The organism is Streptomyces sp. NPDC047017 (assembly GCF_040644175.1).
Lineage (GTDB): Bacteria > Actinomycetota > Actinomycetes > Streptomycetales > Streptomycetaceae > Streptomyces.
In genome coordinates this window covers 398,113-417,151 of sequence record NZ_JBEYVW010000003.1, presented here as the reverse complement: position 1 = coordinate 417,151, position 19,039 = coordinate 398,113, and the positions used below count along the sequence as shown (strand labels likewise).

1 protein-coding gene is annotated in these 19,039 nt (G+C 76.5%); it reads right to left on the bottom strand.

Going from position 1 to position 19,039, the window contains the following annotated elements; genetic code table 11:
• Positions 1-5: 5 nt before the first annotated feature.
• Positions 6-18,839, bottom strand: coding sequence for a non-ribosomal peptide synthase/polyketide synthase (locus ABZ858_RS07325; protein WP_361373624.1), 18,834 nt, complete (start codon positions 18,837-18,839; stop codon positions 6-8).
• Positions 18,840-19,039 lie beyond the last annotated feature (200 nt).

Genomic DNA, 19,039 nt, shown 5'->3' with positions numbered 1-19,039 from the left:
GGTCCTCACCGTTCGTCGTGGTCGTGGCCGCCGTACGCGGCGTCTTCGAGTTCGCTGAGCACCTGTTCCTCCACCAGTTCCGCCAGGGCGGCGACGGTGCGGGAGGCCAGGATGTCGCGGGGGGTGAGCGCGGTGCCGAACGCGTCGTTGGCGCGGGAGGCGATGAGCAGGGCGCGCAGGGAGTCGCCGCCGAGCAGGTAGTAGTCGTCCTCGGCGCCCACGGCCGTACCGAGGGTCTCCTCCCAGATCTCGGCGAGTACTTCCTCGGTGGGCGTCCGGGGCGGTACGTGTCCGGGCTGCTCCTGCTCGCCGGACGGTGCCGGGGCGGGCAGCGCGGAGCGGTCGGTCTTGCCGTTCTCGGTGAGCGGGAAGCGTTCCAGGGCCACGAACGCCGAGGGGACCATGTATCCGGGCAGGGTGCGGGCGGCCAGGGCGCGCAGTTCGGCCGGGGCGGGTGCCTCGTGGCCGGGCGCGGTGAGCAGGTGGGCGACCAGGCAGGGCAGGCCCGGCTCGTCCTCCCGGACGCTCACCACCGCGTCCAGGACGGCCGGGTGGGCGGTGAGAGCGGCCTCGACCTCGCCGGCCTCGATGCGGTGACCGCGCAGCTTGAGCTGGTGGTCGGTGCGGCCCAGGTAGTGCGTCTCGCCGTGGGCGTCGCGGCGCACCAGGTCGCCGGTGCGGTACATGCGGGTGCCGGGCGGGCCGTAGGGGTCGGCGGTGAAGCGGGCCGCGGTGAGTCCGGGCCGGCCGAGGTAGCCGCGGGCCAGGGTGGGGCCGCTGAGCCACAGTTCGCCGGGTACGCCGTCGGGCACCGGCCGCAGCCGGGCGTCGAGGACGTAGGCGCCGGTGGCGGGCAGCGGGCGGCCGATGGGCGGGGCCGCGCCGTCGGGTTCCAGCGGCGCGGACCACAGGGCGACGACGGTGGCCTCGGTGGGGCCGTAGGAGTTGACCATGCGGTGGTGCGGGGCCCAGCGGGCGACGAGGTCGGCGCCGCAGGCGTCGGCGCCGACGATCAGGGTCTTCAGGTCCGGCAGGGTGCCGGGGACGCCGGCGGGCACGGTGGCCAGCGCGGCGGGCGGCAGCAGGGTGTGGGTGATCCGTTCGGCGCGCAGCACCTCGGCCAGTTCGGCGCCCAGCAGCGGGCCGGGGCGGGGCACGACCAGGCGGGCGCCGTGCGGCAGGGACATGCACAGTTCCAGTACGGAGGCGTCGAAGCTGGGTGTGGCGAAGGCGAGGACGCGGTCGCCCTCGGCCACTTGGTAGTGGGCGGCCTCGGCGGCGCAGAACGCGGCGAGCCCGCGGTGGGTGACGACGACGCCCTTGGGGGTGCCGGTCGAGCCGGAGGTGTAGATGACGTAGGCGGGGTCGTCCAGGTGGAGGGGGCGGGTGCGGTCGGTGTCGGTGGGCCGGTGCGCGGGCGTCTGGTCCTCGGGGGCGGCGAGCAGGTCCGCGACCTCCTTGGCGTCCAGGGTGAGGGCGGGTGCCGCGTCGCGCAGCATCAGCGCGATCCGCTCCTCCGGGTAGCCGGGGTCGACGGGCAGGAACGCGGCGCCCGCCTTGGTCACGGCGAGCTGGGCCAGCACCATGTCCGCCGAGCGCGGCAGGAGGAGCGCGACGAGGTCGCCGGGGCCCGCGCCGCGGGCGATGAGCCGGTGGGCGAGCCGGTCGGCGAGGGCGTCGGTCTCGGCGAAGGTCAGCAGCCGTCCGGGCTCGGCCAGCGCGGGCGCGTGCGGAGTGCGGTCGGCGGCGGCCTCGACGAGGGCGGGCAGCGGGGCGGGGGCCGGCGGGTCGAGGGCCGGGCGGGCCGTGGTACGCAGCAGGCGGGCGCGCAGGGCGGGGGGCAGCACGTCCAGGTCGTCGAGGCGGGCGGTGTCCTCGCCGTCGGCCAGGGCCCGCAGGGCGTGGAGGAGCTGCTCCGCCAGCGAGTCGGCGGTGGCGGCGTCGAAGCACCGCTCGTCGTAGCCGAGTTCGACGGCCAGCCGGTCGCCGGGCGAGACGACCACGGTGAGCGGGTAGTTGGTGGCCTCGCGGGCGTCCAGGTCCCGCACGGTGAGGCCGTGGGCGCCCGCGGTGGCGTCGCCCACCGGATAGTTCTCGAACACCACCAGGGAGTCGAACATCTCGGTGCCGGGCGGCAGTTGCGTCAGGCCGTGCAGCTCGCCCAGCGGCATGTGGTCGTGGCGGCGGTCCTCGGCGCGGGCCTCCTGCACGGTACGCAGCCAGGCCCCGCAGCCGGCGGAGCCGTCGACCGCGATCCGGGTGGGCAGGGTGGTGATGAACAGGCCGGTGACGGTGTCGGCGCCGGGCAGGTCGGCGGGCCGCCCGGAGACGGTGGCGCCGAAGCACACCTCGTCCTGCCCGCTCCAGCGCGCCAGCAGCAGCGCCCAGGCGCCCTGCACCACGGTGTTGAGGGTCAGCCGGTGGCGCCGGGCGAACTCCTGGAGCCGACCGGTCTCCTCGGTGCCGAGCCGGTGCGAGAGCCAGGTGCCGGAGCGGGCGGTGTGCCCGGGGGCGGGCCTGCGGTCGTACGGCAGCGGGGTCGGGGCGGCGAGGTCCGCGAGGACGCCGCTCCAGTGCTCGCGGGCGCGGGTGGTGTCGCGCCCGGCCAGCCAGGCGGCGTAGTCCGCGAACGGCCTGCGCTCGGGCAGCCGGGGCCGCTCGCCCCGGGCCAGGGCCGCGTGCGCGGCCATGACGTCGGACAGGACGTGGAAGACGCTCCAGCCGTCCAGCAGGACGTGGTGGAAGGTCCACACCACCCGGACCGCGTCAGGACCGAGCCGGACCAGGGCGACGCGCAGCAGCGGCGCCCGGTCCAGGGCGAGGCCGCGGGCGCGCTCGTCGGCGAGCAGCCGTTCCAGTTCCGCGGTGCGCCGCTCCTCGGGCAGGGCGCTCCAGTCGTGTTCGGTGACCGGCAGGGTGACGTGCCGGTGCACGATCTGGAGGGGCACGGGCACGTCGCGCAGGGCCACGGAGGTGCGCAGCACGGGGGTGCGCTCCACGACGTGCCGCCAGGCGTCGGCCAGGGTGCGCGGGTCGCGGGCGCCGTCCGCCACGAAGGTGATCTGCTCGACGTACAGGCCGTGTTCGGCGTCGTCCAGGCCGTGCAGGACCATGCCCGCCTGGGTGGGCGTGAGCGGGTAGACGTCGGCGACGCCGGCTCCGGTGCCGACGAGCCGGTCGACGGCGGCCTGGTCGAGGGGGGCCAGCGGGTAGTCGGAGGGGGTGCGGCCGCCGGCGCCGGGTTCGGCGCAGTGGCGGACGACGGCGCGCAGTTCGGCGGCCAGTTCCCCGGCGAGGCGGGTGACGGTCTCGCGGTGGTGCAGCTCGTCGGAGTAGGACCAGGTGAACTCCAGCCGGCCGCCGCTGACCCGGCCGAGCACGTCCAGCAGGTGGGGCCGGTCCGCCGAGCGGTCCATGCCGCCGGTGAGGCCGTCGCCGTAAGGGGCGTGCAGCAGGCCGCCCGGTGCCGTCCCGGCGTCCTGCTGGCCCAGGTAGTTGAAGCAGACCTGCGGCAGTCCGGGCAGGTCCGCGGCGGCCTCCGGGCGCAGGAAGCGCAGGGCGCCGTACCCGAGGCCGCCGCGCGGGACGGCCCGCAGGCTCTCCTTGACGGCCTTCAGGGCGGTGCCCGTGTCCGCGGCGCGGGGCACGTCCAGGGCGACCGGGTACAAGGTGGTGAACCAGCCGACGGTACGGGCGAGATCGACGTCGTCGAACAGCTCCTCGCGGCCGTGCCCCTCCAGCGTCACCGCGACCCGGTCCCGGCCGGTCCAGCGGGCCAGGACGCGGCCCAGCGCGCACAGCAGGACGTCGTTGATCCGGGTGCGGTACACCCGCGGCACGTCCTGGAGCAGCCGGCGGGTGTCGTCCTCGTCGAGGCCGGCCGTGACGCCGCGTTCCTGGGCGGCGGTGTTGCGGCCGGCGCGGTCGGTGGGCAGGGAGGTGTCGGCGTCGAGGCCGCGCCAGTGGGCGAGTTCGGCGTCGAAGCCGCCGGATGCGGTGTGCGCGGCCAGCCGCCGGGCCCAGGCCGGGAAGGAGGTGCTCTTGGCGCCCAGGCCGGGGCGTTCACCGGCGGCCAGGGCGCGGTAGGCGGTCTCCAGGTCCTCCAGAAGGATCCGCCAGGACACCGCGTCCACGACGAGGTGGTGCGCCGCCAGCAGCAGCACCGGCCGCCCGCCGTCCCCGGGCCGGCACAGCGCGGCCCGCAGCAGCGGTCCGGCGCCCAGGTCGAACCCGGCGGCGAGGGACTCGGCCGTCTCCGGGGCCGGGGCGGTGTGGTGTATCTCCAGGTGCGGGGCCGCGCCGGGCGCGTCGGCGTGCTGGCGCCACCGCCCGTCGCCGTCCGGCGCGAAACGCAGCCGCAGGGCGTCGTGGTGCTCCAGCAGGGCGGCCAGGGCGCCGCGCAGCAGGGACTCGTCCGGGTCGTGCGCCAGCTCGTAGGAGACGGCCTGGGCGAAGTGGGCGGGATCGCCGGGGAGGGTGTCGAGCAGCCAGTGCTGTACGGGGGTGAGCGGGGCGTCGCCGACCACCAGGCCCTGTTCCGCGGTGGCCGTGGCGGTCGGCACCCGCTCGGCGGCCGCGGCGAGTTCGGCGAGGCTCTGGTGGGTGAACAGGTGGCGCGGGGTGAGGGCGAGGCCGGCCCGGCGGGCGGCGGAGACGATCTGGATGCCCAGGATGGAGTCGCCGCCGAGCGCGAAGTAGTTGTCGTCGGCGCCGACCTCGGGCACGCCGAGGACGTCGGACCAGATGGCGGCGAGGGCCTTCTCCGCCTCGGTGCCCGGTGCGCGCCGGGTGCCCTGGGCGGCGGCCGCCCACCGCGGGTCGGGCAGTGCCCTGCGGTCGAGCTTGCCGGTGGCGCCCAGCGGCAGCCGCTCCAGCGGCATTACGAGGGCGGGCACGAGGTGGTCGGGCAGGCTGCGGCCGAGGAAGGCGCGCAGTTCGGCCGGGTCCGGGAGCGCGGTGTCGCGCGGCACGGCGTAGCCGACCAGGCGGCGGTGGCCGTCCTGCTCGACGACCCGGGCCGCCGCCTGGGCGACCGCCGGGTGGCGGGCCAGCGCCGCTTCCACTTCCCCGAGTTCGATGCGGAAACCGCGCACCTTGACCTGGTCGTCGCCGCGGCCGAGGTAGACGAGGTCGCCGTCCGCGCTCCAGCGGACGAGGTCGCCGGTGCGGTACATGCGGCTGCCGGGCGGGCCGTACGGGTCGGGCAGCAGCCGGGCGGCGGTCAGGCCGGGGCGGCGCAGATAGCCGCGGGCCACGCCGGTACCTGCGAGGAACAGCTCGCCGGGGGCGCCCGCCGGCACCGGGCGCAGCCGCTCGTCCAGCACGTAGGCGCGGGCCCCGCCGAGCGGCCGGCCGATCGGCGGGTCACGGTCGGGGTCGGCGGGGTCGCAGGTGAACGCGGTGGCGTAGACGGTGGCCTCGGTGGGGCCGTAGATGTTGCGCACCTGGGCGCCGGGGATCGCCTCCCGCACCCGGCGGACGGTGCGGGCGGGCAGCCCCTCCCCCGCCAGCACCACCGTGTCCGCGGTGACCTGGACGGCGCCCTCGGCGAGCAGCCGGTCCAGGGCGGAGGGGACCGCGCTGATCAGCCCGGCACGCCAGGGCCCGGGACGCTCGGCCAGGGCGAGCAGGTCGCGCACCACCTCCACGCAGCCGCCGGACAGCAGCGGCGAGAAGATCTCGAAGACGGACACGTCGAAGTTGAGCGAGGTGGACGCCACCACGTGCGCCAGGCCCCGGCCGGTGAACTCCGCCGCGGCCCAGTCGGTCAGCGCCAGCACCGAGGCGTGGGCGACGACGACGCCCTTGGGGCGGCCGGTGGAGCCGGAGGTGTGGATGACGTAGGCGGGGTGGCCGGGGAGGAGGGGGGTGCGCCGGTCGGCGTCCCCGACGGGCGCGGCGGACAGGGCCTCTGCTTCTTCGGCGGTGGACCCGGCTTCCGCTTCTTCCGTGGTGGACGCGGCCGGTTCGGCGTCGGGTGCCGGCTCGTCCAGCAGGAGCCGGGCGTAGGTGCCCTCGGGGAGGCGTCCGGCGGTCGCCGTGCTGGTGATCACCGCGTCGGGCCGTACGTCCTCGAAGAGGAAGGCGACGCGCTCGGCCGGGTACTGCGGGTCCACCGGCAGGTAGGCGGCGCCGCTCTTGAGGACGGCGAGCAGCGCGACCACGAGGTCCGCGGTACGGGGCAGGCACAGGGCGACGAACCGCTCGGGGCCCGCGCCGGCGGCGATGAGCCGGCGGGCCAGCCGGTTGGAGCGCTCGTCGAGTTCGCGGTAGGTGAGGAGCCGGTCGCCGGCGCGGACGGCGAGGGCGTCGGGGGTGCGGGAGACCTGCCGTGCGAACGCCTCGGGCAGGGTGCCTCGCGGCATGGACACGGGCGTGCCGCCGAACCGGGCGAGGAGGTCGTGGCCGCGGTCGGCGTCCAGGAGCGGCAGGTCGGCCAGGCGGCGGTCGGGGTCGGCGGCCATCGCGGTCAGCAGGGTGCGCAGGCTCTCGCCGAGCCCTTCGACGGTGGTGGCGTCGAAGGCGGCGGGGTCGTAGTCGAGGTTCACGGACAGCTCGTGGCCGGGTGCGACGACCACGCTGAGCGCGTAGCTGGTCGGCTCCAGGTCGCGTTCCTGCTCCATGGCCAGGCCGTGCCGGGCCAGCGCGTTCTCGTCGAAGGGGTAGTTCTCGAAGACCACGATGGAGTCGAACAGGCCGGTGCCGCCGGGTAGCTCGCTCCATGTCTGCAACTGGGCCAGCGACACGAAGTCGTGGCGGCGCGCCTCGGACTGCGCGGCCTGGAGTTCGCGCAGCCACTCGAGGAGCGGCCGGCGGCCGTCGACGCGGGCCCGGGTGGGCAGCGTGTTGATGAACAGGCCCACCATCGAGGTGACGCCGGGCAGTTCGGCGGGCCGCCCGGAGACGGTGGTGCCGAACACCACGTCGTCCCCGCCGCCGTAGCGGGACAGCAGCAGCGCCCAGGCGCCCTGGAGGACGGTGTTCACGGTCAGGCCCGCCTGCTGGGCCGTCTCCCGCAGCCGCGCCGAGATCCCGGCGTCCAGGGTGACCCGGACCGTGCCCGAGGAGGAGTCGTGGTGGGCGCCGGTGGGCCGCCGGTCGCGGGGCAGCTCGGTGGGGGCGGCGAAACCGGCGAGGGTGCGGCGCCAGTACTGTTCGGCCCGGTCGGTGTCCTGCGCGGTCAGCCAGCGCAGGTACGCGGCGAAGGGCCTGCGGTCGGGGGTCTCGGGGGGCCGTCCGGCGGCGAGGGCGGCGTAGCGTTCGCAGACCTCGTCGAAGACCTGGGCCGCGCTCCAGCCGTCGAGCAGGACGTGGTGGAACGTCCACACCATCCGTACCCGGTCGGCGGCCAGCCGGATCAGGGTGAGCCGCATCAGGGGCGCCGCGGCCAGGTCCACGCCGGCCTGCCGGTCCTCGGCGAGCAGCCGTTCCAGGTCGTCGGCGCGGCGGTCGGCGGGGTGCGCGCTCCAGTCGTGGTGGGTGACGGGCACGGTGGCCCGGTGCTGGACGGCCTGGAGCGGTTCGGGGGTGTCCTGCCACACCAGGCGGGTGCGCAGGGCCGGGTTGGCGTCGGCGGTGCGCTGCCACGCCTCGGCGAGCAGCCGCGGGTCGGTGACGCCGTGCAGCACCAGTTGCACCTGGTTGACGTAGGTGCGGCCGTCGGGGTCGAGCAGGCTGTGGAAGAGCATGCCCGCCTGCATCGGCGTGAGCGGGTAGAGGTCGGCGACGTCCCGCCCGTCCCCGCAGACGCGGTCCACCGCCGCCTGGTCCAGGCGGGCCAGCGGGAAGTCCGAGGGGGTGCGGCCGCCCGCGTCGGGGCGGGCGCAGTGGGCGACGATGTCCTCGATCGCGCGCAGCATGTGCTCGGCGAGCCGGGTGACGGTCCGCTCGTGGTGCCGTCCGCTGCTGTGGTACCAGCTGATCTCCAGCCGGTCGTCCTCGACGCGGGCCACCACGTCCAGCAGGTGGGCGCGTTCGGTGCCGGGCGCCTCCGCGCCGCCGAGGCCGCCGGGCACCGCGCCGACCAGGGCGGCGTCCTTCGCCGTCCAGTCGAAGCGGCCCAGGTAGTTGAAGCTGACGGCGGGCGCGGGCGCGCCGGTCAGGCGTGCGTCGCGGGCGAGGTGGCGCAGGACGCCGTGGCCGAGGCCGCGTTCGGGTACGGCGCGCAGCTGTTCCTTGACCGATTTCAGGGCGGTGCCCCAGTCGTCGGCGGGGACACGCAGGGCGACGGGGTAGAGCGAGGTGAACCAGCCGACCGTGCGGGACAGGTCGATGTCCTCGAACAGCTGGTCCTCGCGGCCGTGCCCTTCCAGGCCGACGGCGACGGTGTCGCGGCCGGTCCACTCGGACAGCACCCGGCCGAGCGCGGTGAGCAGGACGTCGTCGACGCGGGTGCGGTAGACGCCGGGGACCTTGCGCAGGAGGTCGGCGGTGCGGGCGCGGTCCAGGCGTACGGTCACCTCGTGGACGTCGGCCGTGGTGTTGCCGCCGTCGCCGTCCACGGGCAGCGGTGCGGCGCAGTGCCGGGCGGTGTCCTCCCAGTGGCCGAGGTGGGCGGCGAAGTCACCGGCGCGGGCGCGCAGCCGCTCGGCCCACTCCTTGGCGGAGGTGGTGCGGGCGGGCAGCCGTACGGGTTCGCCCGCCACCGCCTGCCGGTACGCGGTCTCCAGGTCCTCCAGCAGGACGCGCCAGGAGACGCCGTCCACGGCCAGGTGGTGCACCGCGAGGAGCAGCCGGTCGGGGCGGGTGCCTGCGGCGGTGAACAGGCGGGCGGTGAACAGCGGCCCGCTCGCCAGGCGGAATCCGGCGTGCGCGGCCGCCGTGAGGTCGGCCTCGGCCTGCCCGGCGGCCCGCGGGTCGCTGTGCGGGTCGAGCGGGCAGATCTCCAGGAGGCCGGGGGCGGGGGCGCCGGCGGGGGCGATGTACTGCCGCCAGACGCCGTCCCCGTGGTCGCCGCCGCCTTGGCTGTCGCCGCCGCCTTCGCTGCCGCCGTCGAGGACGAACCGGGACCGCAGTGCGTCGTGGTGCTCCCACAGGGCGGTCAGGGCGTGGCGCAGGGCGTCCGGGTCGATCGGGGCGGGGGCTTCGACGACGACGGACTGGTTGAAGAACTCCGCTTGGGCGGGGCGCGGGTCGAGGAACCAGTGCTGGATCGGGGTCAGCGGGGCCTCGCCGCTGACCGGTCCGGTGCCGGCGATGTGGGCGGTGGTGCCGGTGACGGCGGCCAGTTCGGCCACCGTGGGGTGCCGGAACAGGTCGCGCGGGGTGAGGGCCAGGCCCGCGGCCCGGGCGCGGGAGACGACCTGGATGCTGAGGATGGAGTCGCCGCCGAGCATGAAGAAGTTGTCGTCGGCGCCGACGCGTTCCACGCCGAGCAGATCGGCCCAGATGCCGGCGAGGAGGTGCTCGGCCTCGCCGCGCGGGGCCCGGTAGGCGCCCTCGGCGCCGGCCGACCAGTCGGGGGCGGGCAGGCGCCGCCGGTCGACCTTGCCGTTGGCGGTCAGCGGCAGTTCGGGCACGGTGACGAACGCGGCGGGCAGCATGTAGTCCGGCAGGCCGTCCGCGAGGTGGGCGCGCAGTCGCGCGGCGGCCGGCGCGGTCGCTCCGTCGGCGGGGACGACGTGCGCGGCCAGCCGCTTGCGCCCGCCGTCCTGGTAGAGGGAGACGACGGCTTCGGCGATGTCCGGGTGCGCGGTGATCCGCGCCTCGATCTCGGCGGGTTCGACGCGGAAGCCGCGGATCTTGATCTGGTCGTCGGCCCGGCCGACGAACTGGAGTTCTCCGTCGGCGCTCCAGCGCACGATGTCGCCGGTGCGGTACATCCGCGTACCGGGCGGGCCGAACGGGTCGGCGACGTAGCGGGCGGCGGTCGCGCCGGGGCGGCCGGCGTAGCCCCGGGCCAGTCCGGCGCCCGCGATGTACAGCTCGCCGGGGATGCCCGGGGGCTGCGGCTGGAGGGCGCCGTCCAGGACGTGGACGCGGGTGTTGTCCAGGGGGCGGCCGATGGGCAGGACGGCGGGCAGCGGGTCCCCGGCGCGGAAGGCGCGGCGGGTGGCGAACGTGGTGGTCTCGGTGGGGCCGTAGCCGTCCACCACGGTCAGGCCGGGGCAGGCGTCCAGGACACGGCGGACGGCCGCGCCGGGCACGGCCTCGCCGCCGGTCCACACCTGGCGGGCGCCGCGCAGGCAGGTGGGGTCCTCCTGGGCGAGGAGGCGGAACAGGCCCGCGGTCAGCCACAGATGGCCGACCCCCTGCTCGCGCACGGCGTGCCGGACCGCCGCCGCGTCGAGGTCGGCCGGCGGGGCGAGGACGGCGGTGCCGCCGCGCAGCAGCGGCACCCACACCTCGTAGGTGGCGGCGTCGAAGGCGTGCGGGGAGTGCACGAGGACCCGGTCGTGGCCGGCGAAGGCGCGGTCCAGGGCGAGCGCGGCCACGTCCCGCTGACGCACCGCCACGCCCTTGGGGACGCCGGTGGAGCCGGAGGTGAACATCAGGTACTGGACGTTGTCGGGGTGCACGGGGAAGACGGCCGCCCCGGCCACTCCGGCGGCGGGCATGGCCGGGATGCCGGCAGGCGTGGCCGGGACGTCGGCAGGCGTCGCCGGGATGCCGGCAGGCGCAGGCGCCGGGACGTCGGCAGGCGTCGCCGAAGCATCAGCAGGCGCAGGCGCCGCCGGGACCTCGGCAGCCGTCGCCGTGGCGTCGGCCCGCAGCACGGTGCCGCCGGGCAGCACCTCGTGCGCCGTCCGCTCCCAGGCGGCGTCGGTGAGCAGCAGTTCCGCTCCCGTCTCGGCCAGCATGCGGCGCAGCCGGTCGGCGGGGGCGCGGCCGTCCAGCGGGACGCACACGCCGCCGGTGCGCACCAGGGCGAGCTGGGCGACGATCAGGTGGGCGGAGCGGTCCATCAGGACGCCGACCGGGCGCTCGGCGCGGACCCCGAGCGCGGCCAGCCGGCCGGCGGCCGCGGCGGCCCGCTCGTCGAGTTCGCGATAGGTGAGGCGTTCGTCCCCGGCTTCCAGGGCGACGGCGTCGGGGGTGCGCCGGACCTGGGCGGCGAACAGGTCGGCGACGGTGGCCTCGGGCAGCTCGGTGGCGGTGTCGTTCCACTCGCGCAGCACCTGGGTGCGGCGCTCGGCGGTGAGCAGCGGCAGCCGGGCGGGGGCGAGCGCGGCGGCGTCCGGCATGCCCGACAGCAGCACGGAGAGGTACTCGGCGGTCCGCCGCACGGTGGCGGCGTCGAACAGCCGCGGGTCGTAGCCGAGGCGCAGGGTCAGTCCGGTGCCCGGGTAGGCGACCAGGCTCAGCGGGTAGTTGGTGGTCTCCACGCCCTCCAGTTCGCTCAGGCGCAGTCCGTGGGCGGCGGCGAGGCCGTCGTCCACCGGGTAGTTCTCGAAGACGACGATGGAGTCGAACAGGTTGGCCCGCTCGGGCAGGTCCGTGAAGGTGCGGATGCGGGTCGGGGGCAGGTGGTCGAAGCGGCGGTCCTCGATCTGGTCGCGCTGGAGCAGGCGCAGCCAGTCCAGCAGGGTGCCCTCGGCGGGGACGGCGACGCGGGTGGGCAGGGTGGTGATGAACAGGCCGGTCATGGCGTCGGCGCCGGGCAGCTCGGGCGGCCGGCCGGAGACGGTGGTGCCGAAGACGACCTCCTGGCGTCCGGACTGGCGGGCCAGCAGCACCGCCCAGGCGCCCTGGACGAGGGTGTTGAGGGTGAGGCCGGAGGTCCGGGCGAGGTTCTCCAGGGCCCGGGTGGCGTCCGCGGGCAGCGTGACGCGCACCTCCCGGGTGGACTCGGCGCGGTGGCTCTCGCGCGGCTCGCGGTCGTAGGGCAGCGCGGTGGGTTCGGTGAGCCCGGACAGGCGGCGCCGCCAGTGCGTCTCCGCCTCGCCGGTGTCGCGTTCGCGCAGCCAGGCGACGTAGTCCCGGTAGGGGGGCCGCTCGGGCAGGGCGTCCGGGGCGGTCCCGGCGTGGTGGGCGAACACGTCGGACAGCACCTGGAACAGGCTCCAGCCGTCCAGGAGCAGGTGGTGGAAGGTCCACACCACGCGTACTTCGGTGTCGGAGAGGCGGGCGAGCACGAGCCGCTGGAGCGGGGCGCGGGTCAGGTCGACGCCGTCCTCGCGGTCGCGGGCCAGCAGCTCCCGCAGCCGGTCGCCGCGCTCCTCGGGCGGCAGGGCGCGCCAGTCCAGGTGGGTGACCGGCACGGCCGCGTGGCGCTGGACGACCAGCAGCGGTTCGGGCACGTCCTGCCAGAGGGCGCGGCCGCGCAGCACGTCGGTGCGGTCGGTCACGTGCTGCCAGGCGTCGGCGAGGGCCCGCGGTTCGGGTACGCCGTCCAGGACGAAGGTGAGCTGCTGGAGGTAGACGCCGCGGTCGTCCTCGGACAGGCCGTGGAAGAGCATGCCGCTCTGGGTCGGTGTCAGCGGCAGGACGTCCTGTACGGCGGCCGGGTCGTCGCCGGTGACGCGGTCCACCGCGGCCTGGTCGAGCCGGGCCAGCGGGAAGTCGGACGGGGTGCGTCCGGCGGCTCCGGGGCGGGCGGCGTGGCGGGCCAGGTCGGCGAGCGCGTCGGCGTAGCGCCGCGCCAGTGCCTCGACGGTGTCCTGCCGGTGTATCCGGCCGGAGTAGAACCAGGTGAACTCCAGCGCGTCGCCGTCCAGTCGGCCGACGACCTCCAGGGGGTGCGGGCGGGGGGCGTCCTGGTCGGCGTCCAGCTCCAGCGGGCGCAGCACCGACCGGTACAGGCCGTCGGCGGTGTCCGCGAGGCCCATCCGGCCCAGGTAGTTGAAGCTGATCTGCGCGGCGGGTGCGGGCGGCGCGCCGGGTCCGGCCAGGCGGCGCAGGACGTCGTGGCCGATGCCGTGCCGGGGTACGGCCCGCAGCTGCTCCTTGACCTGCTTGAGCACGGCGTCCCAGCCGGCGTCCTCGGGCACGGCGAGGGCGAGGGGGTGGCGGGTGGTGAACCAGCCGAGGGTGCGACTGATGTCCAGGTCGGGGAAGAGTTCCTCGCGGCCGTGCCCCTCCACGTCGACGAGCACCCGGTCGTGTCCGCTCCAGGCGCACAGCGCCCGGCCCAGCGCGCTCAGGAGCACGTCGTTGGCCTGGGTGCGGTAGGTGTCCGGCAGGGTGCGCAGCAGGGCGGCGGTGTCCTCGGGGGTCAGGCGTACGGTGACCGCGCGGGCCGAGGCGTAGGTGTCGGCGCCCGCGAGGTCGGCCGGGAGCGCGGCCCGGGCGCCGGCGACGGCCTCGGCCCAGTACGCCGTCTCGCCGGCGAAGCCGCCCGCGGCGGCGTGGGCGTCCAGGCGGCGGGCCCACTGCCGCAGCGGCGAGGACTTGGCGGGCAGCGCCGCCGTGCCGTCCTGGCCGGCCCGCCGGGCCCGGTAGGCGCGGTCGAGGTCCTCCAGGAGGAGCCTCCAGGAGACGCCGTCGACCACCAGATGGTGCACGGCCAGGTGCAGGGCGCGGCCCCGGCCGGGGCCGCGCTCGTGCAGCACGGCCCGCAGCAGCGGCCCGGCGGCGACGTCGAACGGCCCGAAGTGCGGGGTGTCGGTCTCGGGGCCGGTGTGGCGGGCCAGGGGGAGGCGGGGCGCCTGCTCGTCGATGTGCCAGCGGAGCCCGGCGGTGCTCCCGGCCGCGGCGTCGCCGTCCGGGGCGAAGCGGGAGCGCAGGGCGTCGTGGTGGGCGATCAGGTCGTTCAGCGCGTCCTCCAGCGCCGCCTCGTCCAGGTCGTCGGGGAGCTGGAGGGTCAGCGCCTGCGCGTAGTGGCCGGCCCGGTCGCCCAGGGCCTCGAACAGCCAGTGCTGGATGGGCGTCAGGGGTGCGGTGCCCGTGGCGGCCTCCGGGGCGGGGGCGGCGGCCCGTACGGGTGTCGCGGCGTCGGCGCAGCGGGCGAGCGCGGCGACGGTCTGGTGCCGGTAGACGTCGCGGGAGGTGATCGGCAGGCCCTCGGTGCGGGCGCGGGCGACGACCTGGATGCTGACGATGGAGTCGCCGCCGAGTTCGAAGAAGTTGTCGTCGACGCCGACCCGTTCCACGTTCAGCACGTCCGCCCAGATCGCGGCGAGGGCGCGCTCGGTGGGCGTGCGCGGGGCGACGTGCCGTACGGCGCGCACGGCGGGTCCCGGGTCGGGCAGCCGGCCCCGGTCCAGCTTGCCGTTGGGGTTGAGCGGCAGCGCGTCCAGCACGACGACGGTCGGCGGGACCATGTAGTCCGGCAGCGTACGGCCCAGTTCACGGCGTACGGCCTCGGGTTCGACGCGCTCCCCCGGTGCCGGGACGACGTAGCCGACCAGGCGGCGCCGGTCGTCGGCGGCGGTGGCGGCGGCCTCGGCCACGCCCGCGCAGCCGCGCAGCGCCTCCTCGATCTCGCCCAGTTCGATGCGGAAGCCGCGCACCTTGACCTGCTGGTCGGTCCGGCCGACGTACTCCAGCTCGCCGTCGGCGCGCCGGCGCACCAGGTCGCCGGTGCGGTACATGCGCTCCCCCGGCGCGCCGAACGGGTCGGCGAGGAAGCGGGCGGCGGTCAGTCCGGGGCGGCCGAGGTAGCCGCGGGCCAGTCCGGGGCCGCCGAGGTACAGCTCGCCGGTGACCCCGGCCGGCTGCGGGCGCAGCGAGCGGTCCAGGACGTAGGCGCGGGTGCGGGCCACCGCCCGGCCGATGGGCGGGGCCTGGTCGGGCAGCCGCTGCCCGCCGAACCAGGCCGTGGCGTACACGGTGGCCTCGGTGGGGCCGTAGATGTTGGCGATCTCGCAGCCGGGCATGGCGGCGCGCACCTCGTGCGCCGTCTGGGCCGACAGGGCCTCCCCGGCGAGGACGACGGTGTCCGCGGTGACCGGTGTCGTCCCGCCCGCGACCAGGCGGGAGACCACGGACGGCACGCCGCTGAGCAGTCCGGCGCGGCGGGCGTCGGGCGCGTCGGCGAGCGCCGTCAGGTCGGTGACGATCTCGACCGTGCCGCCGGCCAGCAGGGGGCACAGCAGCTCGAAGACCGAGACGTCGAAGTTGAGGGAGGTGGAGGCGATGACGTGGGCCAGCCGGTCGGCGGCGAACCGCTCGCGCGTCCAGGCGGCCAGCTCGGCCACGCTGCGGTGGGTGATGACGACGCCCTTGGGGCGGCCGGTGGAGCCGGAGGTGTAGATGACGTAGGCGGGATGGTCCGGGAGCGGGGGCCGTAGCGGGCCGGCGGCGGGCGGTCCGGCGGCCGGACGGTCGTCCTCGGTCTCCGTGTCCTGGGCGCAGTCCTCCAGCAGGAGGGGCGCGCAGTCCTCGGGCAGGGCGTGCGCGGTCTCGCGGGTGGCGACGACCAGGGCGGGCCGGGCGTCGGCGAGCATGAAGCGGACGCGGTCGGCCGGGTAGGCGGGGTCGACGGGCAGGTAGCCGGCGCCGGACTTGAGGACCGCCCACAGGACGGGTATCAGGTCCGCGGTGCGGGGCAGGCAGAGCGCGACCAGGGCCTCGGGGCCCGCTCCCTTCGCGGCGAACAGCCGGGCCAGGTGGTCGGAGCGCCGGTCGACCTCGGCGTAGTCCAGGCGGTCCGGGCCGCAGGTGACGGCGGTCCGGTCGGGGGTGCGGGCCGCCTGGGCCCGGAACAGCGCGGGCAGCGTGGCGCCGCCGGTGTCGCGGGACGGGCACGCGGGCGGGTTCCAGGCCTCCACGAGGGTGCGCTGCTCGTCGTCGGCGAGCATGGGCAGCTCGGCCAGGGTGCGGCCGGGCCCGTCCGCCATGCCCTCCAGGAGCCGGTGCAGATGCCGGGTCAGCCGGGCGACGGTCGCGGCGTCGAACAGGTCGGTGTTGTACTCGACGGTGAGCGCGCAGCCGCCGTCGGCGCCGGCCTCCGGGGCGAACTCCAGGACGAGGTCGAAGCGGGCGGCGGGGCGGGGCAGCGGATGGTCCTCGAAGCGCACGCCGCCGGAGCGCGGCGGCAGCACGGGCGCGGTCTGCTGCACGACCAGGGCCTGCACCAGCGGGGTGCGGCTGGGGTCGCGGGGCGGGGCCAGTTCCTCCACGACCCGGTCGAAGGGCACCGCGTCGTGGGCGAAGGCGTCCAGCACCGTGGCGCGCATGCTCTCCACGAAGCGGTCCACGGTCGTCTTCTCGTCCACGTCGCCGCGCAGCACCACGGTGTTGGCGAAGAAGCCGGTCACGTCCTCCAGTTCGCGGCGGTCGCGGCCGTTGGTGACGGTGCCGAACGCCACGTCGCGCTGGCCGGAGTAGCGGGAGAACAGCAGGGCGGCGGCCGCGGCGTACAGGGTGAAGGGGGTGGTGCCCCGGCCCTGGGCCAGGCAGCGCAGCCGGGACACCAGATCCGCGGAGAGGCGGTGGCGGTGCGCGGCGCCCGCGGTGGTGCGCTCCGGCGGCCGGGTCCGGTCGGTGGGCAGTTCCAGGTGCTGAAGGCCCGACAGGTGCCGCTTCCAGTAGGCGAGGTCCACGGCGTCGGTGCCGGCGGCCCGCTGCCGCTGCTCCCATACGGCGAAGTCCGGGTACTGGACGGCGGGTTCGGCCAGGCCGTCGGGTGCGCCGGTGGTCTCCGCGTGGTAGAGCGCGGCGAGTTCGCGGGTGAGGACGCCCACCGACCAGCCGTCGGTGACGATGTGGTGCTGGGCGAGCAGCAGCAGGTGCTCGTCGGTGCCGAGGCGCAGCAGCAGCGCCCGGGTGAGCGGGCCGGAGGCCAGGTCGTAGGAGTGGTTCAGCTCGTCGGTGAGCGCCTGCTCGGCGGCCTGGGCGCGCCGGTCCTCGGGTACGCCGGTGAGGTCGGCGCTGCGCAGCGGCAGGCCGGGTTCGGGTGCTGTGCGCTGGACGCCCTGTCCGCCGGCCGAGGCGAAGGTGGTGCGCAGGGAGTCGTGGCGGGCGGCGAGGCGGCGCAGGGAACGGCGCAGCGCGTCGGTGTCGAGTGCGCCGCGCAGCCGCAGGCAGACGCCGGTGTTGTACTCGGCGCCGCCGGCGCTCAGGTGGTCGAGGAACCACAGCCGGCGCTGTGCGCTGGACAGCGGCAGCGCGCCTTCGCGCGGGGCGGGGCGGACCGGTTCCTGCGGTACGGCGGAGACGGACCCGGCCAGGGGGGCCAGGGCGGCGATGGTCCGCGCGGTGAAGATGTCCCGCATGGTCAGCCGGACGCCCAGTTCCTCGCGGACCCGGGCCAGGAGGCGGGCGGCGAGGATCGAGTCGCCGCCCAGGTCGAGGAAGTCGTCGCTCGCGCCGACCTCGTCGATGCCCAGGACCTCCGACCAGACGGCGGCCAGGGCCTTCTCCCGCGGGGTGCGCGGCGGCACGTGACCGGTGCCGGCGGTCCGGCCGGGTGCGGGCAGGGCCCGCAGGTCGATCTTGTGCTGCGGGGTGAGCGGGAGCCGGTCCAGGACGACCACGGCGGAGGGCACCAGGTGGGCGGGGAGCGCGCCGGACACGGCCGAGCGCAGGGCCGCCGGGTCCGGTTTCCGGCCGGGGCCGGCCGGGGTGACGTAGCCGACCAGGCGCGGCCGGCCCGGTTCGTCCTCGCGGACCACGACCACGGCCTCTTCGACGTCGTCGTCGCGGCGCAGCGCGGCCTCGATCTCGCCCGGTTCGATACGGAAGCCGCGGATCTTGATCTGCCGGTCGAGCCGGCCGAGGAACTCCAGCTCCCCGGCGGCGTTCCGGCGGGCGCGGTCGCCGGTGCGGTACATGCGCGCGCCGGGCGGGCCGAAGGGGTCGGCGACGAAGCGGGCGGCGGTCAGGCCCGGGCGGCCCAGGTAGCCGCGGGCCACCGCGTCACCGCCGATGAACAGTTCGCCGGCCGTGCCGTCCGCCACGGGCCGCATCGCGGCGTCCAGCACGTGCACGCGGGTGTGTGGCAGCTCCTGGCCGATGGTGGGGGTGCCCGAGCCGGCGGTGAGCGGTCCGGTCCAGGTGGCGACGATGGTGGCCTCGGTCGGGCCGTAGGAGTTGATCATGCGGCGGCCGGTCGCCCACCGGTCGACGAGTCCGGCCGGGCAGGCCTCGGCGCCCACGATCAGGGTGCGCAGGTGGCGTCCGGTGCCGCCCGCCGGGTCGGGCAGGGTGGCCAGGGCGGCCGGCGGGATCAGGGCGTGCGTGACGCGGTGCCGGTCCAGCACGGCGGCGAGTTCGTCGCCCAGCCAGGGGCCGTCGGGCGGGACGACCAGCGTGGCCCCGGACAGCACGGAGATGAACAGCTCCAGGACGGAGGCGTCGAAGCTGGGCGAGGAGAACTGGAGCACCCGGTCGCCGGGGCCCACCGCGTACCGGTCGGCGGCGGCCTCGGTGAAGCCGCCGATGCCGCGGTGGGTGACTGTCACGCCCTTGGGGGTACCGGTGGAGCCGGAGGTGTAGATGACGTAGGCGGCGTGGTCGGGCCCGGCCTCCGCCGGGCGCGGCGCGGACGGCTCGTCCTGCGGGGGCTCCTGGTCCAGGATCCCGGCGGTCAGCCGGGGGTCGTCCAGGGTCACCGCGGGCGCGGCGTCGGCGAGCATCAGGGCCCGTCGCTCGGCGGGGTAGGCGGGGTCCACGGGCAGGAAGGCGGCGCCCGAGCGGGCGACGGCCAGTTCGGCCGCGATCAGCTCCATGGAGCGCGGCAGGACCAGGGCGACCACGCGGTCCGGGCCGGCGCCCTGGCGCCGCAGGTGGCCGGCGAGCCGGTCGGCCCGCGCCGACAGCTCCCGGTAGGTCCAGGTCCGCCGCCCGTCGGTGAGGGCCGGTGCGTCCGGGGTCCGGGCCACCCATACGGCGAACAGCTCGTCGAGCGTCGGGAACTGCCGGGCCGTCACGGCGGCGGCGCTCTCCGCGGCTCCGGCGGCGGAACCGTCCTGCGGCGCGTGGGCCGCCGGTGCGGGCTTGTCGTGCAGGTCCGTCATGGGTGAAGTCCTTCGCAGGGCAGGGCGGTACGGCGCGGGCGGAGGCGGGCAGGCCACGGGCCCGCCTAGGCGGAGCGGGCCGGCGCCGGGACAGGCGGGCGGACAACGGGGTTGCGGTCGGGGACGGGCAGTGATGCGAACAGAAATCGGGGCGGGCAGTGGTGCGCACAGCGATCGGGGGCGGGCGACGGTCGGCCGGG